Genomic DNA, 24,126 nt, shown 5'->3' with positions numbered 1-24,126 from the left:
TGACTTCAAAGGTTTATAAATGAAAAACCTCTTTGCCAATGAAACAGGATACCAAACGACAAAGATAGATGTAAGAGGTGTAGTTTCCAACGAAAATAAAGTACTAATGGTTCAAGAAAGCCATCTACCGTCGCCCTATCATGTATATAAGATATTTATTCGGTGTGAGATTATTGGCGGATCAGCAACGAGTGGTATGGAAACAAAAAAAGGTCAATTCTTTCCTAAGGATCACGAAATCAATAAAATAAGGAATGGTTGTATGTCAAACACTAAAAGATTTTTTAAGCTATTTTCCAAAAATCTAAAAGAGTCCTTGGGGCCAGGACAATATGAAGCTGAAGGCATTAAAGTAGTCTGTCCACATTGTAATCATGATAGATTCAAACTCGGAAAAGCCCAATTAAACACGGCTTTACTAACCTTTTTCAATCTTGATTTTGCTAACAGGTCTGCAGATACCTTAATGTGCGAACGATGTGGGAATATACAGTGGTTCGGAAAAAACATTAATAGAGTATAGAGAATCCTTTATTTTCACGGAGGAGTCAAACTTGGAAATTATACTTATCAGACACGGAAGATCAAACTGCGAGGATAACCACTATATAACAGCTAAAGAGTTTGCTGACTGGATCAATAAGTATGATCGGGAAGGAATTATTGGGGCTGTTCTATTTATCATCGGTGCAACTCATAGGAAGCTAATGGTGCAGTTATTGGCTTAGCTTCTTTTTTGATTACCATCATCAGGTTGATTCAGTTATAATGGATTGTGTTAAGGAGGTGGCCTCAACTTGTACCTCAAGCGTATTGAGTTATTTGGCTTTAAATCATTTGCAGATCGAACAGAATTAGAGTTTGTTCCAGGGATCACGGCTGTGGTAGGCCCCAACGGCAGCGGCAAGAGCAATATCTCCGATGGCATTCGCTGGGTTTTGGGAGAACAAAGTGCAAAATCCCTTCGCGGGTCCAAAATGGAAGACGTTATTTTTGCCGGAAGTGAGCAACGGAAGCCGGTGAACTATTGTGAAGTATCCCTGACTCTGGATAATACCGATCAATCCTTGGATGTGGACTACACTGAAGTGACGGTAACCAGAAGGGTTTATCGCTCTGGAGAAAGCGAATATATGATTAATCGCCAAACCTGTCGATTAAAGGATATCACCGAGCTGTTTATGGATACAGGAGTGGGAAAAGAAGCCTATTCCATCATAGGACAGGGACGGATCGAAGAAATATTAAGCACGAAATCTGAGGATCGCCGGGGAATTTTTGAAGAAGCGGCGGGGATTGTAAAATTTAAAACCCGGAAAAAAGAAGCCCTGCGAAAACTGGAAGATACGGAGCAAAATCTGTTGCGTATCCTGGATATTATCGCAGACCTTGAGGAACAGATAGAGCCCTTGCAGATTCAGGCAGAAGAAGCTCAAACATATAAAAGCATAAAAAAGGAACTGACTGAAAAAGATATTTCCCTCTATGTTTATATGATTGAAGATGTCAACCAAAAATTGGAACAGTCAACAAAGGCTGTTTCTCTTCTGCAGGAAGAACAAATATTGAAATCCACCCAACTTCAGCAAAAAGAGGCTCATGTGGAATCCCTTCGCCATGAATTGCAAAAGCTGGAAAATCAGGTGGAAGAGAATCAAAAAAAATTGCTGGAAATCAGCCAATGGGTAGAAAAAAAAGAAGGACAGCAGGAAGTATTTAAGGAGGGAATCAAGCATTATTCCCGACAAATTGAGGAAGTAAGCCAACGTATTTTACGATTGACCGATCAGCTTTCCGCTGCTGAGATGAAAACAAAAGAGACGCAGGATGCAAGCGAAAGAGTTAAAGATGATCTGGAACAGTTAAATAAACGAATGCAGCATGAAGAAGAACTTCTTCATTCCTATACAAGCAACCTGACGGGAGAATTGGAAGAATTAAAAACCAACTACATCGAATGCTTGAATACTATTGCCTCAACCCGCAATGATATTCGCAACTGTGAGCAGCAGGTTGCCTCAATCGAAAGAAAGGAAGAGAAAATTAGCCAGGATATCCATCATCTAAATGGAGAGGCAGCTTCCCTGGAGAAACAGGCAAAGGAAGTAGACTTTCAGATCAAGGCCCTTTCAGCCCAGTTGGAACAGTGTATTGATCAATACAAAAAGATTGTTGCCCACGCCAGAGAGATTACCATGACCCTGGAGGAAAAAAGAACAGAACTAAAGAGAGTGCAGCAACGGATTCATACCCTTCGTTCCCGGAAAGAAGTATTGGAAGAGATGGAAGCAGATTTCTCCGGGTTCTTCCAGGGAGTCAAGGAAGTACTGAAAGCCCGGAATCATCCACTGAGTGGTATTGAAGGCGCCATTGCCGAACTGATTCATGTGCCGAAACCTTATGAAACAGCGATAGAAACTGCCCTTGGCGGAGCCCTTCAACATATTGTCGTAATCGATGAGGCGGCAGGAAGAGAGGCCATATCCTTTCTAAAGAAGAATCAGTTCGGACGGGCTACCTTTTTGCCCATGGATGTAATGAAAGGGAGAGAAATGCCTCAGGAACAATACAGGAAATTGAAGGACGAGCCCGGATTTGTAGGCATAGCCAGCCACTTGATCAAATATAAAGAAATCTATCACGATGTGATCACCCATTTACTTGGGTTAGTTCTGGTTACGAAAACCTTGGAAGATGCGAACAGGTTGGCCTGGAAAACCGGTTATCGTTTCCGTATCGTGACTTTGGATGGAGATGTAGTCAATCCTGGTGGTTCCATGACCGGAGGTTTTTCCAAACAAAAATCGGTCAATCTATTGGGAAGAAAAAGGGAAATTGAACAGATCCAGGCAGAGTTGAAGGGTCTCGAAGAAGAAGAAATAGAATTAGGCCATGCAATCCTGCAGTTATCCCAACTCCTTTCCGAAAAAGAAAAGCAGCAAGAAGAATTGCGCTCGGAAGGTGAGTCCCTGCGAATGAAGGAAAGGGATGAGATCTCCAAACAAAGGGAAGTTGAAATTTCCATTAAAAATGTACAAGAGCGGATTCAACTTCTTCATATGGAGATTGACGGCTTCCACATGGAAAAGGATGACCTTTTGAAAAGAAAAGAACAACTGGAAGGGCAACTGCAGGAAAAAGTAGAAGAAGAAGTTCAAATTAAAAAAAATATCGAGATGCTGGAAGAAAAGCGGAAAGAGTCTGAGGGCATACTGGAGGAGAAAAAAGAAAAAATAACCGATCTGAAAATTAAGTATGCCGAAACAGCTAAAGTAAAGGAACAGCTGGATAGCGATTATGCTCGTTTGCTTCAGGAGAAGGAACATATTTTAACTGAAATGAGAGAAGCAAAGGAAGTAAGCGAGAAATATAAACGGTCCATTTTGGAACATGAAAAGCAGATTGAAGAATTAAAGACCCATTTGAAGCAGGATAGAGAACATAAAATGAACATAGAACAGGAATTAAATCAGCAAAAGCAAACCCGTACTACGATTCTGCGTCAGATTGACGGAGAAGAAGGGGAAGTCAAGAGCTGTAGAAGAGAATTGCGCAAAATAGAAGAAAAACTTCACGATAGCGAAGTAAAAGCGAATCGATATGAAGTGGAATTGGATAATCTATTGGAAAACCTTCGTGAAGAATATGGATTAACTTATGAGATGGCTAAGAATAGATACCCAAAAGTTGAAGATGTCGCATTGACCAAAAAAAAGGTATCTCAATTAAAATATGAACTGCAGCAATTGGGAGAGGTGAATTTGGGAGCCATTGAGGAATTTGAAAGGGTAAGCGAAAGATATCAATTTCTTACCACCCAGAGGGACGATCTATTGGAAGCGAAGAAAATGCTGTATCAGGTTCTTCGAGAAATAGATGAAGAAATGTCAAAAAGGTTTATGGAGACCTTTTATCTGATCAAAGAGCAGTTTCAACAGGTTTTTGCCCAGCTTTTTGGAGGCGGTACGGCGGATTTGTTACTATCTGACCCCGACAATTTATTGGAAACCGGGATTGATATTGTTGCCCAACCTCCAGGTAAGAAGCTTCAGAACTTGGCCCTTCTGTCAGGTGGAGAGAGGGCGTTAACCGCAATTGCGTTGTTGTTTGCCATCCTGAAGGTGAAGCCCGTTCCTTTTTGTGTATTGGATGAAGTGGAAGCTGCCCTGGATGAAGCCAATGTCAGCCGTTTTGCTGAATATTTAAGGGAATTTAGCGGACAAACCCAATTTATTGTTGTTACTCATCGAAAGGGGACCATGGAGGAAGCGGATGTTTTATATGGCGTCACCATGCAGGAGTCCGGTGTTTCATCCCTGGTATCGGTTAAATTGGAGGAAAAGGAAAGAATTATCTCTGCATAAAAAAATGCTTACACTTATGACGTAAACCTAATCATACCTAAAAGCCTATGATGGAGGAATGGAAATGAGTTTTTTCAAAAAAATCACCTCAAAATTTAAAGAAGGACTAAGCAAAACAAGAAATGCACTGGTTGAAAAAGTGGAGGAGTTGGTTTTCCGCTACAAGAAAATTGATGAAGAATTTTATGAAGAATTGGAAGAAATTCTGATTGCCTCTGATGTTGGGGTAAAAACTGTCATGGAATTGGTGGACGAGCTTCGACAGGAAGTGAAGGCTCGTAAACTAGAGGATGCTTCTGAGTTAAGACCAATTCTTTCTGAGAAAATTATTCAGCTGCTAAAAAAAGAAGATGAGGATTTGAGTCTCAATATCAATCCAAACGGTTTAACGCTCATCATGTTCGTCGGAGTAAATGGTGTTGGGAAAACAACCACTATCGGCAAGATGGCCCATATGTTTAAGCAGCAGGGAAAGAAAGTTTTATTGGCCGCTGGGGACACTTTTAGAGCTGGCGCCATTGAACAGTTGGAGATATGGGGAAACCGAGTGGGAGTTGATGTGATTCGACATCAGTCAGGGGCTGATCCGGCAGCGGTCGTCTACGATTCCATCCAGGCAGCCAAATCGAGAAACGCCGATATTCTTCTTTGTGATACAGCCGGTCGTCTGCAAAACAAAGTGAATTTGATGGAAGAATTGAATAAGGTTTATCGGGTGATAAAACGGGAGGTTCCCGACGGGCCCCATGAGGTTTTGCTTGTTTTGGATGCAACCACTGGACAAAATGCCCTTTCCCAGGCAAAGGCTTTCAGTGAAGCTGCCGGTTTAACAGGAATTATATTGACAAAACTGGATGGTACGGCAAAGGGCGGGATTGTTATTGCCATCCGCAATGAACTAAATATACCGGTTAAATTTGTTGGGCTTGGTGAGAAAATGGATGATCTTCAGCCCTTTGATCCTGAACAATTTGTACTTGCTATTTTTGGAGATTTGCTGGAACAGAAACAAGAGCAAAAATAAAACAACTTGACAATGTCTTGCGTATCAGATAATATATGTTCCTGTAAAGTGATTTACCTTTACACCTATTTAGTGGGTGATATCCATGCTGGAAAAAACCAATCGAATCAATCTGTTATATGATTACTATCACCCTCTTCTCACTGAAAAGCAGAAGCTTTTTCTGGAATTGTATTATCATGACAATTATTCTTTAGGTGAAATCGCCGAGGAATTTGAAATTACCCGTCAGGGAGTTTATGAGCATATTAAGAAAGCGGAACATGTCCTTGAAGAATATGAGGATAAGCTGAAGCTTTTCGCTAAAGGGCAGAAAAGACAAGAAATTCTAAAGCAGTTGCAGCAATATTTGACAAAACATATTAGGGAAAAAAATCCCGCTATGGAATGGCTTAGCCAGTTGAAGGAATTAGAGTAGGGGGTGAACAAGAATGGCTTTTGAAGGATTATCAAGTCGACTGCAGGAAACCTTTAATAAGCTTCGTGGAAAAGGAAAAGTGTCCGAATCAGATGTTAATGAAGCCATGAGGGAAGTTCGCCTTGCCCTATTGGAAGCAGACGTTAATTTTAAAGTAGTAAAGGATTTTGTGAATAAGGTAAAGGAAAAGGCAATTGGAAAGGAAGTCCTTAAGAGTTTAACCCCGGGACAGCAAGTTATTAAAGTGGTAAATGATGAATTGACTCAGCTGATGGGAGGGACACAAAGCAAGATTGCCCTTTCTTCAAAGCCCCCTACCGTGGTCATGATGGTCGGGCTGCAGGGTGCAGGGAAAACCACAACTACCGGAAAATTAGCTAAATATCTTCAGAAACAAAACCGCCATCCGTTATTGGTAGCAGGAGACATTTATCGCCCCGCGGCCATAAAGCAGCTTCAAGTCCTTGGGGAGCAAATAAAAGCACCCGTATTTACCATGGGTGATAAGACAAGCCCTGTGGATATAGCCAGGGGAGCCATTGAATATGCTAAGGCACAACATTTGGATTACGTCTTAATCGATACCGCCGGCCGCCTTCATATAGACGAAGCGTTAATGGATGAATTGAAGCAGATTAAAGAAGTAACCAAACCGGACGAAATTCTGCTGGTTGTGGATGCCATGACCGGTCAGGATGCCGTTAATGTGGCAGAAAGCTTTAACAATCAATTGGAAATCACCGGAGTGATTTTAACGAAGTTGGATGGTGATACCCGTGGCGGAGCGGCACTGTCTGTGAAAGCTGTAACAGGAACTCCCATAAAATTTGCCGGAATGGGAGAAAAGCTGGATGCACTGGAGCCCTTTTATCCCGATCGAATGGCTTCCCGGATTTTGGGGATGGGTGATGTCCTCACCCTCATTGAGAAGGCCCAAGCCAACATTGACGCAGAAAAAGCAAAAGAATTGGAGCGCAAAATCCGCAAAGCCGAGTTTACTTTCGAAGATTTTTTAAATCAAATGGAACAGGTCAAAAAGATGGGACCGCTGGATGAACTGCTCGGTATGATGCCCGGTATGAACAAGGTAAAGGGTTTAAAGGATATGCAGGTTGATGAGAAACAGCTTGCCAGAATAGAGGGAATCATCCGTTCTATGACCAAGGAAGAGAAGCAAAAGCCTGAAATCATTAATTCCAGTAGAAGGCGCCGCATTGCGAAGGGGAGCGGAACATCGATCCAAGATGTGAATCGTCTCTTGAAGCAATTTGAAGATATGCGAAAAATGATGAAGCAGTTTGGTCAAATGGCGCAAAAAGGAAAGAAAAAGAAAAAGGGGTTTAAATTTCCCTTTTTGCCGTAAATTTTGTTAGGAGGTGAATACAACATGGCAGTAAAAATTCGTTTAAAGCGTATGGGAGCTCATAAAAATCCATTTTATCGTGTAGTTGTTGCTGATTCCCGTTCTCCAAGGGATGGGCGTTTCATCGATGAAATCGGAACTTATAATCCGGTAGCTCAACCTGCAGAAGTTCACATCGATGAGGAAAAAGCCATTCAGTGGATTCAAAATGGTGCGCAGCCTTCCGATACCGTTCGCAGCTTGTTTAGACAAGTTGGTATACTAAAAAAAGTACACGAATCTAAGCAGAAATAGTGCCCGTTAAAAGGAGGCCATACCATGAAAGAATTGGTTGAAGTGATTGCAAAATCTTTAGTCGATCACCCTGAGGATGTTCGTGTACAGGAAATAGAAAAGGATCGCTATATCGTCTATGAACTTTCCGTAAATTCCGATGACATGGGAAAGGTGATCGGAAAACAGGGGAGAATTGCAAAAGCGATCCGCACCGTTGTCAGTGCTGCAGCAGCAAAAGAAAACAAAAAAGTCATTGTTGAAATTAGCTAAGGTTGGGGATTTCCTCAACCTTTTTCCCTCATATCTACTCTCTATCGTATAATTAAACGACATAAGTGAAAATCTGATTACACGTAAGGAGTCATCCATTTAACGACAGACCAACTTGGGAAGTGATTAAGGATGTCAAAAATGTACAATGTGGGAAAAGTTGTGAACACCCATGGGATCAAAGGAGAAGTCAGGGTCATATCCTCCACAGATTTTCCTGAAAAGCGTTTTAAAAAGGGGCAGACCCTTTTTTTAACATTTTCTGATAAAGAGGAAATTATTCCCCTTCAAGTCAGTTCCCATCGAGAACATAAGCAGTTCCATATTATCAAATTTAAAGAGTTGAACTCGATCAATGATGTAGAAAGGTTCAAAGGAGGCGTTCTAAAAGTATCTGAAGAAGACAGAGAGCCATTGCCTGAAGGTGAGTACTATTTTCAAGATATTATTGGTTGCAAAGTATTTACCACAGATGGTGCTTATCTTGGTCAGGTGAAGGAAATTTTGACTCCTGGGGCAAACGACGTTTGGGTTGTCAAACCGGAAAAGGGAAAAGATATCCTTATCCCCTATATCGATGACGTGGTGAAGAACGTTGATTTGGAACGGAAAGTCATTAAAGTTTATTTGATCCCAGGATTGATTTAATCTATTGGAGTGGAAAACTGTGAAGATTGATATTCTGACATTATTTCCCGAAATGTTTGCTGGTGTATTGAGTTCCAGCATCTTGGGTAAGGCTGAGGAAAAGGGATTGGTTTCTTTTCGCATTACTAATTTCCGCGATTTTTCAGAGAATAAACATAGAACGGTAGATGATTACCCATATGGCGGTGGGGGAGGAATGGTATTAAAACCTGATCCCATTTTTCGGGCAGTTGAACATCTTTTGGAGGATGCCACTTCGTCTCCCAGGGTTATTTTGATGTGTCCCCAGGGAGAGATGTTTTCTCAGAAAAAGGCGGAAATTCTTTCGAAAGAAAAGCATCTTATTTTTATCTGCGGACATTACGAGGGATATGATGAGCGGATACGACAGCATCTCGTCACCGACGAAATCTCCATAGGAGATTATGTCCTTACTGGAGGAGAGTTGCCCGCAATGGTTGTGATAGACAGCCTCGTTCGGCTAGTACCTGGTGTGCTGGGAAATGAAAATTCTGCTTTAACCGATTCCTTTCAGCATGGATTCCTTGAGTATCCCCAGTACACCAGACCCTATAATTTCAGAGGGTGGGTAGTACCGAAAGTGCTGATCTCAGGCAACCATGGGTTAATTGATAGATGGAGAAAAAAGGAATCCTTAAGGCGAACATTACATAGAAGACCTGATTTATTGCAAAAAGCAGATTTAGACCCTGAAATGACAAGACTTTTAGAGGAAGTTATAAACGAGGAGAACGAGAGATAAGCTGATAAAAATGCGATACAAATAAAAGCTTCCAAAAATATTGAGTTTACCCATTATGTATGATAGAATTCTTTTTGTGGCATTTCGCCTGTGAAAACGACGGTCCTCTACCTTACCTGAAGTCAGTGTATCAGGGCGATGTAACCGGAAATATGTCAGGATGAAGTATTTTATATCCTGTGCTGACCTTTGGCTTCTGATCTCTGGCATCCGTATTGGTATGAACGTTTGTGTGGAAGGAGGGAACTTCATGCAAGAAATTATTCGTCAAATTGGACAGGAACAGTTAAAGAAGGATATTCCTGACTTTCGTCCTGGAGATACTGTTCGTGTTCACGTAAAGGTTATTGAAGGACAGCGCGAACGTATCCAGGTTTTTGAAGGAACGGTGATTCGTCGCAGAGGAAGCGGATTAAGCGAGACTTTTATTGTCCGTAAGATCTCTTACGGTGTGGGAGTAGAGCGCACTTTTCCACTTCACTCTCCCAAGATTGATAAAATTGAAGTGGTTCGACACGGGAAAGTTCGCCGGGCGAAGCTGTACTATTTACGGAATCTTCGTGGTAAGGCTGCGCGTATTAAAGAAGTGCGTCGATAAGAAACAATTGGGGGCTTGGAGACAAGTCCCTTTTTGCATATATCATTGGGAGGAAAGTTTATGAACGATTATACTTCCGCAAATAATCATGAAAATGAAGAGAAAAAAGAAATTAAAGTTGCAGGGAATAATAAAGTTAAAAATGAAGTCTGGGAATGGGTGAAGGCATTGGCTTTTGCTGTCGTTCTCGCAATCCTGATTCGATCTTTTTTGTTTGCTCCCTTTGTCGTCGATGGAGAATCGATGATGCCAACTTTGAAGGACAGAGAGCGATTAATTGTCAATAAATTCATCTATCTTATTGGAGAACCGAAAAAAGGGGATATTATTGTTTTTCATGCAACCCCTGAAAAGGATTACATAAAACGAGTCATTGCCCTTGGTGGAGAAACAGTAGAGGTTAGAAACGACCAACTGTATGTAAATGGCGAACCAGTGGATGAACCCTACTTAGAACCTGAGAAAAAACAAGCCCGATTAGACGGATTCCCTCTGACTGGTGATTTTGGACCCGTTTTCGTTCCGGAAGGAAGTATTTTTGTGATGGGAGATAATCGGCGAAACAGTAAGGATAGTCGGATGATTGGTCCTATTCCCAAGGAAAGGGTGGTAGGCCGTGCAGATATCGTTTTTTGGCCAATCGAACAATTTACATTCCTCAACTCCATTCCCAAAACTGATTAATTGGAGGAGATGTTATGTCGATTCAGTGGTTTCCTGGCCATATGGCTAAAGCACGAAGACAGATTACTGAAAAGTTAGGACTCATCGATGTCGTGATTGAATTACTGGATGCCCGTCTTCCGCTATCAAGCCGGAATCCTATGATCGATGATATTATAAAAAATAAACCCCGTTTGATCTTGTTAAATAAAAGTGACCTGTCAGATAAGAAAGTAACAGACGAATGGGTGCATTTTTTTTCCAAAAGGCTAGGTTTCATGGCCTTGCCGATTGATTCATTATCAGGCAAGGGCGTTTCAAAAATTCCCGCTCTTTGTTCAGGCTTGGCTCAGCCTATCATGGCTAAACGCAGCGAGAAGGGGATGAAACCCAGAGCGGTAAGGACCATGATATTAGGGATTCCCAATGTGGGGAAATCTTCATTAATTAATCGTCTTTCAAAGAGAAATGTAGCCCAGACCGGTGACAGACCTGCAGTGACCAAGGGTCAGCAATGGGTAAAGGTGGGAAAGTCAATGGAACTCCTGGATACGCCTGGTATTCTCTGGCCCAAGTTTGAAGACCAGGAAGTGGGTTACCGTTTGGCAGCAAGTGGAGCCATAAAAGACGAGATCCTTGATTATCAAGATGTGGCTATCTATATTTGCAGGTTCTTAATGAAACATTACCCTAATCATTTAATGAAACGATATCGACTTCATGCTTTGTCCGATGATCCGGCAGAAGTATTGGAACAGATTGGAAAAAACAGAGGGTGTTTGATGCCGGGGGGGATCATTGATTTTGAGAAGGCCTCTGAGTTGGTTTTAAGAGAACTTCGTTCCGGTAAGCTGGGAAGGATTTCTCTTGAGTTCCCCCCACAACCATTGGAAGAGGTAGAAGTGAATGATTAATAAGAATTCTGGTCATTTATTTCAACAAAAAAAGAAATTGGAAGAAAAAGAACGGTTGGAAAAGATGTGGGAGTATGAGAAGATCTTATGGAATCAGGGAATCCGGTTGATCGCCGGCGTTGATGAGGCAGGCAGGGGTCCTCTGGCCGGTCCTGTGGTTGCTTCAGCGGTCATCTTACCGCCTGGATTTGATCCCCGTGAAATTAAGGATTCTAAGCAACTTTCAGAAAGAAAACGAAAGGAATTGGCCGTATATATTCAGGAAAATGCTTTGGCCATTGGACTTGGGATTGTAGGTGTGGAATATATTGATGAACATAATATTTTGCAGGCTACCTATGAAGCCATGAGAAGGGCTGTTCTTTCACTTGAAGTTAAACCTGAACACTGTTTGGTAGATGGCGTAAAAATACCTGAACTGAGAACTTCTCAAATGAAAATGATAGATCAAACGACTATCATTAAGGGAGATTCATTAAGCTTCTCCATTGCTGCCGCATCAATTATGGCAAAAACCACCAGGGATCAAATCATGATTGAATATGCTAGCTTGTATCCTCAATATGGATTTGATCAACATAAAGGATACGGAACATCGGATCATCTCAGACTAATACATAAATATGGCCCTTCACCGATCCATAGAAAAAGTTTTAAGCCAATAAAGGAACTTCTTGCAGAGTTGTAGAAAACAATCTCAAGAAGTTTTTTTACATCAAATCGCTCACCGATAAGTCAAATTTTTTCTTACAGCAACATCGTTGAAAAGGCTTATATAATATGCTTTTTAAAAGAAAGAGGGTGGTCTTATGAGCATTTCTCCCTTTTTGTTACCTCTTTTACAAGGGATGATGTTTTCTTCTCCATCGCCTGCCATTGAAATAAAACCGGGACAGATATTTAAAGGAAAAGTGTTAAAGCTGTTCCCTGACCAAATGGCATTGGTTCGTATTGGCGGGACCCAGGTCATGGCTAAATTGGAGACCCCTCTGTCTGTCCATGAGGAAACATGGCTGCAAGTTCTACCGCAGTCCAACCCCATTGCGTTAAAGGTGGTTTCGGGAAGGCAAAACCGCACAGGGAATCAAATGGGAAATGATGCTTCACCCAATCATATAAAAGTGAGTGAATTGTTGGATTCCCTGGGAATAACCCCAACGAAAAATAGTGAAGAAATTGTTCAGTATGTTGTAAAAAACCGTCTTCCATTAACCAAAGAAATGATTCTGTTTTTCCGGAATGCCTTCCAAATCGCTTCAGAAAGCAAGGAACCGCTCTCTTCTGCAGCGTTAAGAGAGAGCTGGTATAAAAGTGCACAAATCATTTTGGACAAAAACCTTCCATTAACTGAAGAAACCCTAAAAAGCGTTCAGATGATTATTAACGGTCCGTCTATTGGAAGCTTAATTGATAAATTGATGAATGCCATTAAAGTTTTAGAAATTCCATCTCAACAAGCGGCTGATCAGTCAAGCTCTCAATCTCAGCAGATACAAGTTATGAATCGGTCACAAGCTGAACCGCAACAGGCGCAAGTTTCTAATCTGTCACAAGTTCAATCCCAACAATTTCCATTTTCTGAACAGTCTCAATTTATCGAACAGGCGATCGTCCAGCTAAGAGGGAAGAAACCTGTGAATGATGGAGTGAATAAACTGATTCAACAGCTCATTAGGGTGTTAGAATTGATAAAAGGGTTTCCAAGGATGGATCAGGATAACAACCATTCAGCAATTGAAGCGATTAAACCGTCAGAATCCTTTTTACCACAAATGATTCGTAAACTTGGTTTAGCCTATGAGTCACATGTAAAGCAGATTCTCTTCCAGCCTGACGCTGTTCAAGTGCCTGAGACATTAAAAGGAGAACTTCTGCGACTTTTTTCTGTGCTGGAGCGGGCGGATATTCACGAGACATTACAACCCCGGGAGACAACGCAACTAAAAGATGCCGCTGTGAAATTGATTCAAAATTTAAATGGACAACAGATTCTTTCCAGGAATGACCAAAATCACCCCTTTGTGAACTACTTGTTTCAGATTCCTTTCTCCACTGCTTCTGGAGAATACCGAACGTTGTATTTGCAAATGGAATTTAAAAAGTCATCGGTTGGCAAACATATAGACTCGGATAATTGCAGAATACTTTTCTTTCTTCAATTGGATCAGTTGGGTGATACATTACTTGACGTAAATATTCTCAATCGACTCATCTCAATTCAGCTTCATACCAATCACCCAATGGTTACTAAGGTAGCAAAATTTTTTCAAGGGATTTTGTCAATTAATCTGGAAAAATATAACTATCGATTATCTAGTATGAAGGTGTCCAGCTTTCCTGAAGAAAAAGTGGAGGAAAAAAAAGAGATGAAGACCTATCAAAGGAGATACAGGGGAGTGGATATTCGCATATGAAACAACATGAAATCAGATCGGTAGCCCTTTCATATCAACAGGAAAAGGATATGGCTCCAAAGGTAATCGCCAAGGGGAAGGGAAGAGTGGCAGAAAACATCATTGAAAAGGCAAAAGAGCATCAAATTCCCATCCTGGAAGATTCCTCATTGGTTGAATTGTTGTCCCAACTTGATATTCATCAGGAAATCCCTCCTGAATTATATCAAGTGGTAGCAGAAATTTTGGTGTTTGTTTACCAATTGGATAAAGGGTGTCGGGGAGATGTATCATGATCGTAAAAAGCTGGGAGCCTTGGGAGAAGAATTGGCGGTTCAATATCTTTTGAAAAAAGGATATAAAATTATTCAAAGAAACTACCGCTGTCCCCTTGGTGAACTGGACATTATTGCTAAAGAAGGAAAGGAACTGATCTTTGTGGAAGTAAGGACGAAGTCAACACTCTCTTTCGGTTCCGGACTTGAATCCATCACCTATGCTAAGAGACGGAAATTAGTTCAGCTTGGACAATATTTTTTATCACAGAATTTCCAGCACCATGTTCATTATCGATTTGATGTGATCTCCATTTTTATTCCCCGTTCTAATGAATCCCCTGAGATGATCCCTGAGGTGGTTCATATACGGAATGCTTTGTAATGATCTATCCCAGAATGCGTTGTTGATGAAAGATTACACCCTTAACTTTCTGTCCAGTTCCCGATACTGGACAGCTTCAGCTACATGTTCTGTTTCTATTTTTTCTTTTTGAGCTAAGTCAGCGATGGTTCTGGCCAGTTTTATGATTCGGTGCAATCCCCTTCCGCTTAAGGACAGCTTTTTATATACTTCTTTAAGAAAAGAATTGGCTTCTTTCGTTAAAATGGCATATTTTTTTACCTGAGTGGCATCCATGTCCCCATTCCATTCGATATTTTCTTTTGAAAACCGATAATTTTGCCTTTCCCTTGCTCCCAACACCCGGTTGCGAATGGTTTCGGAACTTTCTTCCTGATGGGAAGTATTCCAAAATGAATCTACCGGTACCCTTAGCATTTCCAGTTGAATATCCATACGATCCAACATCGGACCGGATAATTTATTTCTGTACTTTTGGATTTGAGTAATCGTACAGGTACACGGTTGTTCTACGGTTGACTCAAAGCTGTATCCGCAAGGACATCCGTGTGGGTAACAACTGTTGAAAAATTATACTCAGCTATAACTGTAGAGGAAGAACGACCATCTTTATCGATGTCGGTTTTTATTGTAATCTGTTTAACAAGACTTCTTACAATTTCCCTTTTCACTTCGAATGGTGGGGTGTCCTTGATTTTCAAACGAATCTCTTTTAAAAGCTCTTCTACTGATTGAAATTGTTGCTCTAAACTTGTTTCTTCTAAAATCTGACGTTCCAATGCTGAAATTCTTTGTTGGAGTGCTAGTTTTTCCTGAGTGATCTTTTGGATTTGCTCCTCAACGTCCTTACTGGTTATAATTTTTCTTCTGAACAGATCAAGTATCGATTGCTTTTCAGATTCTTTATCCATGATCGCTTTAGAAATCATCTCTTTTTCACTTTCTAGGTTTTCACGTTGGGATTCTCTTTTGTTTATCGTTGCTGCAAGTTCTTTTATAGATTCTCCTGGATGATTAACAAAGTTTAAAATGTCATTCCATACATAGTCTTCGATCCATGCCTTTGGTACATTTTTTGATCGACATTTGCCATATAAAGGACCTCTATAAGACGTTTTTCCCCCACAAACATAATATTCTTTTCGCTTATTGTTTCTATCAGGGTAAGATCTGCCGTGATAACTAAGCCCGCAACATCCGCATTTGATTAGACCCCGTAACAAAAAATGTGTTTTTGCATTTCTAGTTGCTTCAAGCTGATTCTCTTTTAAAGTTTGTTGCGCTTTATCCCAAATTTCTTCAGAAACAATTGCAGGGACTTCACGTGGTATCAGCTCGCGCTTTTTATTGGTTCTTTTTCCATAGTAATGGATACCTTTGTATGTAGTATTTATGATCATATTTCTAATTCGCCCAGGTCTCCAGATACCAGCGGTATTTTCTTTCCGCTTTCCTCTTTTTAGCTGACGTCCATCTTTGGTATAGGAGGGGGGGACACCTAAAGCATTAAGATAGTCGGCTATTTTTATCGTACTATAACCTTGATTTGCAATAAGGCGATATATTAATCTGATCACATCAGCCTCACTCATATCCATACCAGGAAGATGATCTTCATTTATCTCCAGATATCCTTCTTCATTGATCCTGTACCCATAGGGCACTATGCCGCCCAGCCATTTCCCTTCTCTAGCAGCTCTATTGGCTCCATACCACATCCGTTCCAGGATAGTTTCTCTCTCTAAATCGGCAACTCCGGCTAAAATGGTAAGTAAAAATCGGCCATTAGGGTCGCCGGTGTCGAATGGTTCGGTCATGGAACGGATTTTCACACCATACTGTTCCAACTCGTAAACTGCATTTAAGATAATCCGTGCAGACCGGCCTAATCGGTCGAGACGATAAATCAGAAGTACATCAAAACGCTTTGCTTTAGCATCTTCAAGTATCCGTTTACCTTCCTCACGCATCTCTAGTGGGATAGTGCCGGTTACCCCATCGTCTTTATACCACTCGACCGGAACGAACTCATGCAAGTCGCAGTATTTGCGGGCAAATTCCAACTGGTTTTCTATTGTTTTTCGCTCCGCTTGATCCTCTGATGACACCCTTGCATAAACTGCTACTCTCATGTTTGTTCACCTCTCCGTATGAAATCACGAATAATACTCATTTGAAGAACATCCTCAACATCAGCAACCTGGATGATAAATTGTTCAATCTCCGTCACATCAATACCGTATTCTAAAACCCGTTGCTTTACATAGGGCAAATAAATACCAAACTCATTAGTTTTATCGTAAACCCGTGTTAAGTCGGACATCAAGATAGAGAAGCTCATGATATTTTCATCGAACTCATCAACTGGAAAAGATTCAAAAGGAGCCTCAATAGGGACATAGAGATAATCATCAGACCAATAAATTCCATCTAAGCTAATTACAAACCATATGGGTACTAATTCACCTTCATGATAATCGTAATAAACTTTGTATTTCATTGATTTGCCGCTCCTTTCTTCAATATTTGCTTATAAAGCTTGTCCAAAATCCTCTTTGTTTCTGGTGACCAATTTTTAGAATTTGTTTCTTTATTGTAATATTTGATTTTAGCGATGAATTGTCGGTTGGATTTTTCATGCTGAATACGCTCATGTATTTGCTGAAGCCTTGTTTGTACTAATGATAAGGGTAAATTAAACTCCTCAGCAATAGCAGGAGCCGACAAATTCTGAAACTGCTTTAACATGTAAATTGGCATTGCAGAATATAGCTGAAAGTGGCTGGCCTGTATTTCCTGTAGTTCTCGAAAAGCACTGGGCATAAATCGTTGATTCCCATGATGCAGTACGGGATGGCAAAGTTCGTGAAAAAAAACTGCTCTTTTATTTGGTTCGTCTAAGGCATCATTAATAAATATTAAACAATACTCATCATCCCATTGAACATGGGACGGAGCTTTAGTGCATATAACTTCAGCATTAAAAATATATGAGATACGGTCTAATTCTAAGTCTGAAGCATATTGAATCCCGTTTTCCATATATTTTTGATAGATCCACTCTTCCAAAGGTGACATTTTATATAGAGAAAAATCCATGGCAAACCTCCGTAAAAATAGGAATATATGTTCTATTTTATATTTCGGAATCGAATTTTACAATATATATAACAATAATTGTCATAAATCGTCATTTTTCGACAACAGTCTGTAAAAAGAAAACGACACTATAACCTAAATTAGTGTCGTTTTTTTGCTGCATTTTATTTTTCTGCTTTATCTTTGGCTTTGCTTCTGGCTTTCATCTTTCTGAATAATTCCAGGCTTTCTTTTAAATACTCCAATTCTTCTTCAGTTAAATTTTCTCCTCCACCATAAAACGCAAGCCCCTCAGTGTGTTCAGTTCTTTGACTATCTATGCGACCAAGAAGGTAATCAACGGATTCACCGAAAAAATCTGCGAACCGTTCAACTATATCCATATCCGGTTTTCGATTTCCGTTTTCATAACCGGAAATGGTTGATTCAGCTAGATTGATTTTTTCACCTAACTGTTTCATGGTTAGTCCTTCTCTTTTTCTAAGTTCGCGCAATCTTTTTCCGAACATCCGCATCTTAAATACCTCCTCTACACATCATTATACTTTGCACTATGCGAAAGTAAAAGTTAAATTAAAAAAACTTTGCATAATGCATTGACACTTTGCAAAATGAATAGTATATTAATGTCAGAACAACGCATATCGAAAAGTATGGAGGTGATTAAATGAATAGTTTACCAAAACAGGCCCGTATTGCAACAGGATTAAGCATCGAAGAAGCGGCACGCAAGCTTGGCATCCCGGCAGGGTATCTGTCGCAAATCGAGAACGGTCAGCGTCAAGTCAGCGCAGAACGCGCAGAAAAAATCGCTAATTTATACAACAAGAAAAAAGATGAAATTTTTTTACCCAGTCGCTATGCGATACGCGAAGTTAACGCGGGTAATAGTGAGCAAACCGCCACATCAGCTTAGGGGGTGTTACAAAGTGAGAAACCATCAACTAAGAAACCTAAAAAATATAGTTTTCCGAGCTGTTTATAAGCCTGACATGGAAAAAATGGTAAATGCTCTTCGGATACTGCATGAGTACAATCCTTCAAGCGATAAGCCAACAACTGAAGAAACAAATTCAATAAAAGAAAAATTAACAGGGTAATCATTTGTATTCTATATTTTCCTCTTAATTCCTTTTTGATACTTTAATTTTTTTGGAGGTGGAGAATAATGCTTGACATTCAAATTAACCAGCAAGAGGTTCGCCAACTATACTTAGAAAAACTCAAGGAAAAAATCAAAGAAGTCGATTCAGAATTGGTGTTTTGGGATGCTGCAGAATTAAAACGCCGCACCTGTATGAGCTGGAACACGATACAGAAAGAATTCTTCTTCGACCCGAGATTCCCAAAGTACAAAGTAGGGAACAAGTGGTATTTTCCCGCTCAGGAAACAAAAGAATTTCTATTGCAATGGTTGAGTCATCGCCCTCGTTGATAAAACCGTGTCAATAACCCCCACCTTGAATCGGGGTCTCGTGCGCCGATTAGGATGAAAATTTAGTTAATAAGGAGCGATTAGGCAATGCCCAAATGGCTGGAGATACATGCAAGTTATCGGGCATATATACGGCAGCTTCAAACAATGATCGAAGAAGAAAGTATTTTGGCAAACAAAATAAATCCTAACTCTCTATTAAAACGACTCAGAAATCAAAGAATCCGAACATATATCAACTTGTGCCGGGAGAGCTATATCAAACTTGGAATGAGAATAGGGGAAGAGCCAGAAGCTTGGTGGCTTGAACGGTTATCGCCGATAGAGAAAGAAATTTTTCTGTTGCGGTACCAGAACAGGCTTAATTTTAAGGAGATAGAAGAGCATACGGGCTTTCAAAGAAGTGAGGCAAAACAATATTTTGAAAGATCCATTCGTAAAGTGCTGGAAACGATGTTAGATCAATCATTTTAGCAGTTTCCAGCCCAGAGCTTCTTTAGCAGGAAGTTGTGTGCTGGAAATTAGGAATTTCAAAGGGGGAAAAGGAATGTACTATTCAGCAGTTTTTACTGTTCAGGTGCGGACTGGTATGGAATTTCGGGCGAAAGAGATGCTTGAATACCTCATGAAACGGCAGAAAACTGGAATCAAAGCGGTACATATTATCGCCAGCTTTACTCAAAAGCTGGTAGGTCGAGAGAAAGACCCTCAATTGAGATGTCTAACCCCTGGATACATTTTTGTCGAGATGAACAAACCGGAAGACTACAAGCCTAAGTTCGTCAAGACGAAGGGAAGGGTCACCGATGTGCCTTTCAAAATCTGGCACATCATTAAATCTGTTCCGCTCGTTCAGAGAATTTTGGACGATGAAATGACAGGGGAAGAGTTCTGGGAATTTGCCAAAAGCATTGATTGTGATGCAACGATAGAGTCTACCCTCCCTGGCAGCGTGGAAAAGCAGAAGAAGGAAGCCAAAGAACTTTTGCACAAAGCTAATACGACCAATGACAAAAAAGAAATGAAAGAGTATTTGAAGCAATATGAAGCGATAGAAAAAACTACAGCTGAAGAAGTTGCAGAAACATTGGAGGAAGTTCGGGAAGAATTACAAGACCAAATGGAGCACATTGAAACAGAATCTACTGCAAATACAGATGAAAAAGCAGAAATCAACGAAAAACTGACGTTTATAGAAAAGTGCCAGGCCTTTATTAACAAGAGAAAGAAAGAAACATTCCGGTTCCCCATGTCATTCTTTGAAAGAGTGTATAAGAAAATTGACCCTGACGGAAAAACGATCCCAAGGAAAAAAATTCTAACCCCGACCTTCATCATCCCCGTTTTAGTCGAACATTTACGAGAACATTTGCGAAACGAGATAAGGGGGTGGGGGAGATGTTCACCGGAAAAATCACCAAGATCATTTACCGAAAAGAGGATTTCCTGATTGCCAAACTGGAGGCCAGTGATGGGGATTATGTTATCAAGGGATCAATTTACGGGGTGGACAGTGGGGAAACAATTACGGTGGATGGGGAATGGGTCACTCATCCACAGTATGGGAAGCAACTGGAAGTCACCCGTTGGGAACGGCCGTTGCCGAAAACAAAAAGTCAGATTATCGCTTTTTTAGCTTCACCCTTAATCAAGGGATGCGGAGAAAAACGGGCAAAAGATATTGTTCAGCATCTTGGGGAGGATTCGCTGAACAGGATAATGAAGGATGGGGAAGGCTGTCTGCTTCCCATCAAAGGAATTGGACAACAGAAGGCTGCCAAGATTGTGGAGAGTGTTCGTTTAACGTTTGAGATACAGAACATCCTGATGCGGTTGTTGCCATACGGAATCACGGCAAATATGGTGGTTAAAGCCTACAAGGAGTTCGGTTCAAATACAGCCGAAGTCATCTTGAAAAATCCCTATCAGTTGACCAATTTAAAACTGATAGGATTTCTAAAGGCTGACGAGATTGCCAAGCGAATTGGTATTTCGCCTGCTTCGGGATATCGGATTGAGGCATGTGTGGATTATGTATTGAAAGAAAAATGCTTTAACATAGGGCATTGTTATCTGCCAGAGGATGAACTGATTGCGGATACATTAAGGGTGTTGAATCACAATGCCAAGGAGCAAATAACACGGGCAGAAGTGGAGCAGGGGATTGCTGCTCTAGAAGCTAATGAACGAATTGTCATAGAAGACGGCGTGATTTATCCAACTTTTTTATACAAACACGAAAAAAGAGTGGCCCAGAAACTTTCAAAGAAATTGAATGGTTCCGGGAATGGCGAAGCCATGCCTTTTTTGGTAGAGCCGGCAATCCGGGATTATCAGCGGAAGAACAATATGGTATTGGCTGAAGGGCAACGGGAAGCGATCAGAAAGCTATTCACCGAAAGTTTGCTCATTCTTACTGGGGGCCCTGGTACGGGAAAAACCACAGTCATCAAAGCGATGATTGAGATATATCGTGAGAGATTTCCAAAGGCTGAAATATCTCTTTCAGCCCCCACCGGACGAGCCAGTCGTAAGTTAGCTGAATTAACAGGGGTGGACGCTTGTACAATACATAGGTTGATAGGGTTCCGTCCTGGAGAAGATCCCGTTTTCGATGAAAATAATTTTTTGCCGTGCGATTTGCTCATCGTAGATGAAGTGTCCATGATGGACATCCAGTTGGCCGATCTATTGTTCAGTGCGGTTGCCCCCAAAACCAAAGTATTGTTGGTTGGGGACAGTGATCAACTCCCGTCAGTTAATCCTGGGAATGTGCTAAAGGATATGCTGGATGCCGGGGTTGCCCACGTGAAATTAACAGAAATATTCCGACAAGCACAAGAAAGTCAAATTGTGATGAATGCACATCGGGTTAATCAAGGGAAGATGTTTGCCATTGACCCTGAGAAAAACGATTTCTACTTCATCCATCGGGAAAGCCCGGAAGAGATAGCGGAAACGATCCGGAAAAGCGTTTTACGATTCTTGCAACTGGGGTATACACCATCGGATATTCTTGTCCTCAGCCCCATGAAAAAGGGAGAGATCGGCACTCAGGAACTGAATCGTATCTTGCAAGAAACGATTAATCCTCCAGCCCTCTACAAAGAGGAAATACCAGCCGGAAAGACGATCTTTCGAGTGGGAGATAAAGTGATACAGACAAAAAATAACTATAACAAGGAAGTGTTCAATGGGGACATCGGGGTGATTAACAGGATTGATACCCTGTTGGATGAAGAAGGGGAGCCAACCAATGAGAAGGGGCTATATTGCTCTTTTAATGGGAGAGAGGTCATCTATACAAAAGATGATTTGAAAGAACTGCAATTAGCTTATTCCATCACAGTCCATAAGAGCCAAGGCGGCCAAGCCCCTGTCGTCATCATGCCTGTGTCTACCAGCCATTATATTATGCTTGCAAGGAATCTCGTCTATACCGGGATAACGAGAGCCGAACAAAAAGTTGTGCTGATTGGAACGCAAAAAGCGTTGAGTATAGCGGTCAGTAATAACAAGATAGTGGAGCGAAATACTAGGTTGTCAAATCGTCTAAGGAAAATAATGTCCTTGTTTGAACAACAGAAGGCAGGTGTCGCAAGTGAACTTAGAAAAAGCCTTTAATATTGCGGAATTAAAAGCAAAAACGAGAGAGCAAAACAAAGGAGTTGATTTAGAGACAGTCAACAAAGAGGCAGATAAAGCGGAGAAAGCGGGCTATATCCTTGTGAAAAGAAACGAATACAACAAGGCTAGACACTCAATATTAAATAACGTAAACATGATTCATTTGCTAAAAAGTAAGTATTTAACAGTGGCAGAAGGATATTTACTGCTTAGTATCGCAAATCTTTTACGGTATGACAGCAATATTATTGTGGATGATAATAACGTTCCGATGTCCGTATCTGATATTGCCGAATTATTTGGAAAAAGTCGTGAACAAACAAGCAGAAACGTTAACCAACTGATAAAAAAAGGGATAATTCATCAATACGCAGATCCAGAAGAAACTTTGACTTTTGGCAGGGTTGTATCCGAAAGAATATTAATATTAAATCCAGAGCTTGTGTATGCTGGGGACAGAAACAAAATCAATCACGCAATGAGTGTTATAGCTATTCAAAGAGATAAATTAGAAAAAAACAAAATTTATCTACCGTGGAAAATCTGGATAAAACCAAAAGCAAACTACGGTCAATTATACCAACGAAAAACTTACTTGAAATTAAAAAAAATGATTCCAATTAAAGGGGATGTGTAGGAAAAACATCACACCCTTTAAGTAAGTAGGGATAGTGTTTGGGTTATGTGTGATGAAATCATCACACAACTGTGACGACATCATCACGCTTAAAAAACGCCTAAATCCCTTGATAGGAAAGGTTTTCTGCTGTTTTTTTGGGCGGAGTCTCTTCTTTATCTTATTATATATAGAGCGAATAACAAAAATTGGAAGGTGATAAAAATGGCAGTCAGTCAATGACCCCCACCTGAAGGGTAGATTAAGCCTGCATTCGTTTGATTTTGAAAACAGGCGAGTGACGCAGAATGCCAAGCAAGAAGAGTGTCAGAAAGTGTTTCAGCAGACGTGGTTTGTTAAGAAAATTAGTTAATACACATACGAAAGGGGAGAAGGTGCATTCCTCTCCGACCTGTAGAGGATCGGAGTCTCCTGCACCAATTATGATGATGATTCAAGAGGAAGAAAAAATATGTCCAGCAGTTCAGGCGATCTCATCCAACATCGATATTTTGATCAAAACAAGATATTTAACCACTCCTGAATATGCAATATTATTATATTTATCGCTTATGTTAGAGAAACATACAAACAAAATCATAAATCAAGATGGAACTAATGCTACTGTTACAGATATTGCAAATTTTTTAAACAAAGATCGAGGTAATACTGGCAGAAATATCACCCATTTGATTGAGAAGGGTATAATATTTCAATCAAAAGAAGGAAAGGAACGAATTCTTTTTCTTAATCCTGAAATCGCCTTTTTCGGTGAAGAAGAGGATGCTGAAAAATTCGACCCCGTTATTGTAAAACTTCTCTTAGAAAACGATATTATCCAAAAAAACGGGATCAATTTCGTATGGAAAGTAAAGTTAGATAAAAAAACAGGATTAGGGAAATTGGTGCATAGAAGCAAAAGAAAAGACAAATAAGGTCGGGCTAAAAGTGAGGGAAAAAGGGTAGAATTTCGATACCCTTATCCTCCCCAATCCTTTTCAGCCTAAAATCAAGAC

30 protein-coding genes are annotated in these 24,126 nt (G+C 40.6%); 25 read left to right on the top strand and 5 right to left on the bottom strand.

What is annotated here, in order from left to right:
• Nucleotides 1–19: 19 nt before the first annotated feature.
• The 17 genes from L1765_RS10335 to L1765_RS10255 all read left to right on the top strand — a co-directional run bounded on the left by L1765_RS10335 (nucleotide 20) and on the right by L1765_RS10255 (nucleotide 14,354).
• Nucleotides 20–523, top strand: a complete 504-nt coding sequence (locus L1765_RS10335) for an NUDIX hydrolase (protein ID WP_236406969.1) — start codon at nucleotides 20–22, stop codon at nucleotides 521–523.
• Nucleotides 524–554: 31 nt separating this feature from the next.
• Nucleotides 555–728 (top strand): hypothetical protein, encoded by a 174-nt coding sequence (locus L1765_RS10330; protein ID WP_236406966.1) that lies wholly within the window; start codon nucleotides 555–557, stop codon nucleotides 726–728.
• Nucleotides 729–797: 69 nt separating this feature from the next.
• The gene (smc, locus tag L1765_RS10325; protein WP_236406963.1) at nucleotides 798–4,364 is read left to right on the top strand and encodes a chromosome segregation protein SMC; all 3,567 of its coding nucleotides are present in this window, start codon (nucleotides 798–800) and stop codon (nucleotides 4,362–4,364) included.
• A gap of 64 nt (nucleotides 4,365–4,428) precedes the next feature.
• Nucleotides 4,429–5,388 (top strand): signal recognition particle-docking protein FtsY, encoded by a 960-nt coding sequence (gene ftsY / locus L1765_RS10320; protein ID WP_236406961.1) that lies wholly within the window; start codon nucleotides 4,429–4,431, stop codon nucleotides 5,386–5,388.
• Nucleotides 5,389–5,473: 85 nt separating this feature from the next.
• The gene (locus L1765_RS10315) at nucleotides 5,474–5,806 is read left to right on the top strand and encodes a putative DNA-binding protein (protein WP_236406960.1); all 333 of its coding nucleotides are present in this window, start codon (nucleotides 5,474–5,476) and stop codon (nucleotides 5,804–5,806) included.
• Between the two features lie 13 nt (nucleotides 5,807–5,819).
• On the top strand, nucleotides 5,820–7,169 hold the full coding sequence (gene ffh / locus L1765_RS10310) for a signal recognition particle protein (RefSeq protein ID WP_236406958.1): 1,350 nt from the start codon (nucleotides 5,820–5,822) through the stop codon (nucleotides 7,167–7,169).
• A gap of 24 nt (nucleotides 7,170–7,193) precedes the next feature.
• A complete protein-coding gene (gene rpsP, locus L1765_RS10305; protein WP_236406956.1) occupies nucleotides 7,194–7,463 on the top strand; it encodes a 30S ribosomal protein S16 in 270 nt (89 codons plus the stop codon).
• 24 nt (nucleotides 7,464–7,487) lie between these two features.
• Entirely contained in the window at nucleotides 7,488–7,715 is a 228-nt protein-coding gene (locus tag L1765_RS10300) for a KH domain-containing protein (RefSeq protein ID WP_236406955.1), read from the top strand.
• Between the two features lie 132 nt (nucleotides 7,716–7,847).
• Entirely contained in the window at nucleotides 7,848–8,363 is a 516-nt protein-coding gene (gene rimM, locus L1765_RS10295; protein WP_236406953.1) for a ribosome maturation factor RimM, read from the top strand.
• A 19-nt stretch (nucleotides 8,364–8,382) separates the two neighbouring features.
• Nucleotides 8,383–9,126, top strand: coding sequence for a tRNA (guanosine(37)-N1)-methyltransferase TrmD (gene trmD, locus L1765_RS10290; protein WP_236406951.1), 744 nt, complete (start codon nucleotides 8,383–8,385; stop codon nucleotides 9,124–9,126).
• A 250-nt stretch (nucleotides 9,127–9,376) separates the two neighbouring features.
• The gene (rplS, locus tag L1765_RS10285) at nucleotides 9,377–9,724 is read left to right on the top strand and encodes a 50S ribosomal protein L19 (protein ID WP_236406949.1); all 348 of its coding nucleotides are present in this window, start codon (nucleotides 9,377–9,379) and stop codon (nucleotides 9,722–9,724) included.
• A 60-nt stretch (nucleotides 9,725–9,784) separates the two neighbouring features.
• On the top strand, nucleotides 9,785–10,408 hold the full coding sequence (gene lepB / locus L1765_RS10280) for a signal peptidase I (RefSeq protein WP_236406946.1): 624 nt from the start codon (nucleotides 9,785–9,787) through the stop codon (nucleotides 10,406–10,408).
• 14 nt (nucleotides 10,409–10,422) lie between these two features.
• Entirely contained in the window at nucleotides 10,423–11,301 is an 879-nt protein-coding gene (ylqF, locus tag L1765_RS10275) for a ribosome biogenesis GTPase YlqF (RefSeq protein ID WP_236406943.1), read from the top strand.
• The gene (locus L1765_RS10270) at nucleotides 11,294–11,989 is read left to right on the top strand and encodes a ribonuclease HII (RefSeq protein ID WP_236406941.1); all 696 of its coding nucleotides are present in this window, start codon (nucleotides 11,294–11,296) and stop codon (nucleotides 11,987–11,989) included. Before ylqF ends, L1765_RS10270 begins: the two co-directional genes overlap by 8 nt.
• A gap of 121 nt (nucleotides 11,990–12,110) precedes the next feature.
• Nucleotides 12,111–13,715 (top strand): hypothetical protein, encoded by a 1,605-nt coding sequence (locus L1765_RS10265; RefSeq protein ID WP_236406938.1) that lies wholly within the window; start codon nucleotides 12,111–12,113, stop codon nucleotides 13,713–13,715.
• Entirely contained in the window at nucleotides 13,712–13,990 is a 279-nt protein-coding gene (locus tag L1765_RS10260; protein ID WP_236406936.1) for an EscU/YscU/HrcU family type III secretion system export apparatus switch protein, read from the top strand. Before L1765_RS10265 ends, L1765_RS10260 begins: the two co-directional genes overlap by 4 nt.
• Nucleotides 13,980–14,354: a YraN family protein gene (locus tag L1765_RS10255; RefSeq protein WP_236406934.1), complete on the top strand. Its 375-nt coding sequence runs from the start codon at nucleotides 13,980–13,982 to the stop codon at nucleotides 14,352–14,354. The genes L1765_RS10260 and L1765_RS10255 overlap by 11 nt, the downstream gene beginning before the upstream one ends.
• A gap of 33 nt (nucleotides 14,355–14,387) precedes the next feature.
• Here the strand turns inward: L1765_RS10255 and L1765_RS10250 are convergent, their stop codons facing one another.
• From L1765_RS10250 to L1765_RS10230, 5 genes are all read right to left on the bottom strand, one after another.
• Nucleotides 14,388–14,780, bottom strand: a complete 393-nt coding sequence (locus L1765_RS10250) for a magnesium chelatase subunit ChlI family protein (RefSeq protein ID WP_236406933.1) — start codon at nucleotides 14,778–14,780, stop codon at nucleotides 14,388–14,390.
• Nucleotides 14,781–14,842: 62 nt separating this feature from the next.
• Nucleotides 14,843–16,465 (bottom strand): recombinase family protein, encoded by a 1,623-nt coding sequence (locus L1765_RS10245; protein WP_236406931.1) that lies wholly within the window; start codon nucleotides 16,463–16,465, stop codon nucleotides 14,843–14,845.
• Nucleotides 16,462–16,833, bottom strand: coding sequence for a hypothetical protein (locus tag L1765_RS10240; RefSeq protein WP_236406929.1), 372 nt, complete (start codon nucleotides 16,831–16,833; stop codon nucleotides 16,462–16,464). Before L1765_RS10240 ends, L1765_RS10245 begins: the two co-directional genes overlap by 4 nt.
• Nucleotides 16,830–17,432, bottom strand: a complete 603-nt coding sequence (locus L1765_RS10235) for an ImmA/IrrE family metallo-endopeptidase (protein ID WP_236406926.1) — start codon at nucleotides 17,430–17,432, stop codon at nucleotides 16,830–16,832. The genes L1765_RS10240 and L1765_RS10235 overlap by 4 nt, the downstream gene beginning before the upstream one ends.
• A 164-nt stretch (nucleotides 17,433–17,596) precedes the next feature.
• Complete coding sequence (locus L1765_RS10230; RefSeq protein ID WP_236406924.1) at nucleotides 17,597–17,947, bottom strand: helix-turn-helix domain-containing protein; 351 nt, start codon at nucleotides 17,945–17,947, stop codon at nucleotides 17,597–17,599.
• 152 nt (nucleotides 17,948–18,099) lie between these two features.
• Between L1765_RS10230 and L1765_RS10225 the strand changes: the two genes are divergently transcribed.
• From L1765_RS10225 to L1765_RS10190, 8 genes are all read left to right on the top strand, one after another.
• A complete protein-coding gene (locus L1765_RS10225; protein ID WP_236406921.1) occupies nucleotides 18,100–18,348 on the top strand; it encodes a helix-turn-helix domain-containing protein in 249 nt (82 codons plus the stop codon).
• Between the two features lie 13 nt (nucleotides 18,349–18,361).
• Nucleotides 18,362–18,532, top strand: coding sequence for a hypothetical protein (locus L1765_RS10220; protein WP_236406919.1), 171 nt, complete (start codon nucleotides 18,362–18,364; stop codon nucleotides 18,530–18,532).
• A gap of 68 nt (nucleotides 18,533–18,600) precedes the next feature.
• Nucleotides 18,601–18,867 (top strand): DUF771 domain-containing protein, encoded by a 267-nt coding sequence (locus tag L1765_RS10215; RefSeq protein ID WP_236406916.1) that lies wholly within the window; start codon nucleotides 18,601–18,603, stop codon nucleotides 18,865–18,867.
• Between the two features lie 87 nt (nucleotides 18,868–18,954).
• The gene (locus L1765_RS10210) at nucleotides 18,955–19,341 is read left to right on the top strand and encodes a hypothetical protein (protein ID WP_236406914.1); all 387 of its coding nucleotides are present in this window, start codon (nucleotides 18,955–18,957) and stop codon (nucleotides 19,339–19,341) included.
• Between the two features lie 73 nt (nucleotides 19,342–19,414).
• A complete protein-coding gene (locus tag L1765_RS10205; RefSeq protein WP_236406912.1) occupies nucleotides 19,415–20,317 on the top strand; it encodes a transcription termination/antitermination NusG family protein in 903 nt (300 codons plus the stop codon).
• The gene (recD2, locus tag L1765_RS10200) at nucleotides 20,266–22,491 is read left to right on the top strand and encodes an SF1B family DNA helicase RecD2 (RefSeq protein ID WP_236406910.1); all 2,226 of its coding nucleotides are present in this window, start codon (nucleotides 20,266–20,268) and stop codon (nucleotides 22,489–22,491) included. Before L1765_RS10205 ends, recD2 begins: the two co-directional genes overlap by 52 nt.
• Nucleotides 22,469–23,131 carry a helix-turn-helix domain-containing protein gene (locus tag L1765_RS10195; RefSeq protein ID WP_236406908.1) on the top strand — a complete coding sequence of 221 codons (663 nt, stop codon included), beginning with the start codon at nucleotides 22,469–22,471 and terminating at the stop codon, nucleotides 23,129–23,131. Before recD2 ends, L1765_RS10195 begins: the two co-directional genes overlap by 23 nt.
• 332 nt (nucleotides 23,132–23,463) lie before the next feature.
• Nucleotides 23,464–24,045, top strand: a complete 582-nt coding sequence (locus tag L1765_RS10190) for a MarR family transcriptional regulator (protein WP_236406905.1) — start codon at nucleotides 23,464–23,466, stop codon at nucleotides 24,043–24,045.
• The last annotated feature ends 81 nt before the right edge of the window (nucleotides 24,046–24,126 follow it).

This window comes from Microaerobacter geothermalis (assembly GCF_021608135.1).
Lineage (GTDB): Bacteria > Bacillota > Bacilli > DSM-22679 > DSM-22679 > Microaerobacter > Microaerobacter geothermalis.
The sequence above is the reverse complement of the archived record's forward strand: the minus strand, read 5'-3'. Positions and strand labels throughout refer to the sequence as shown.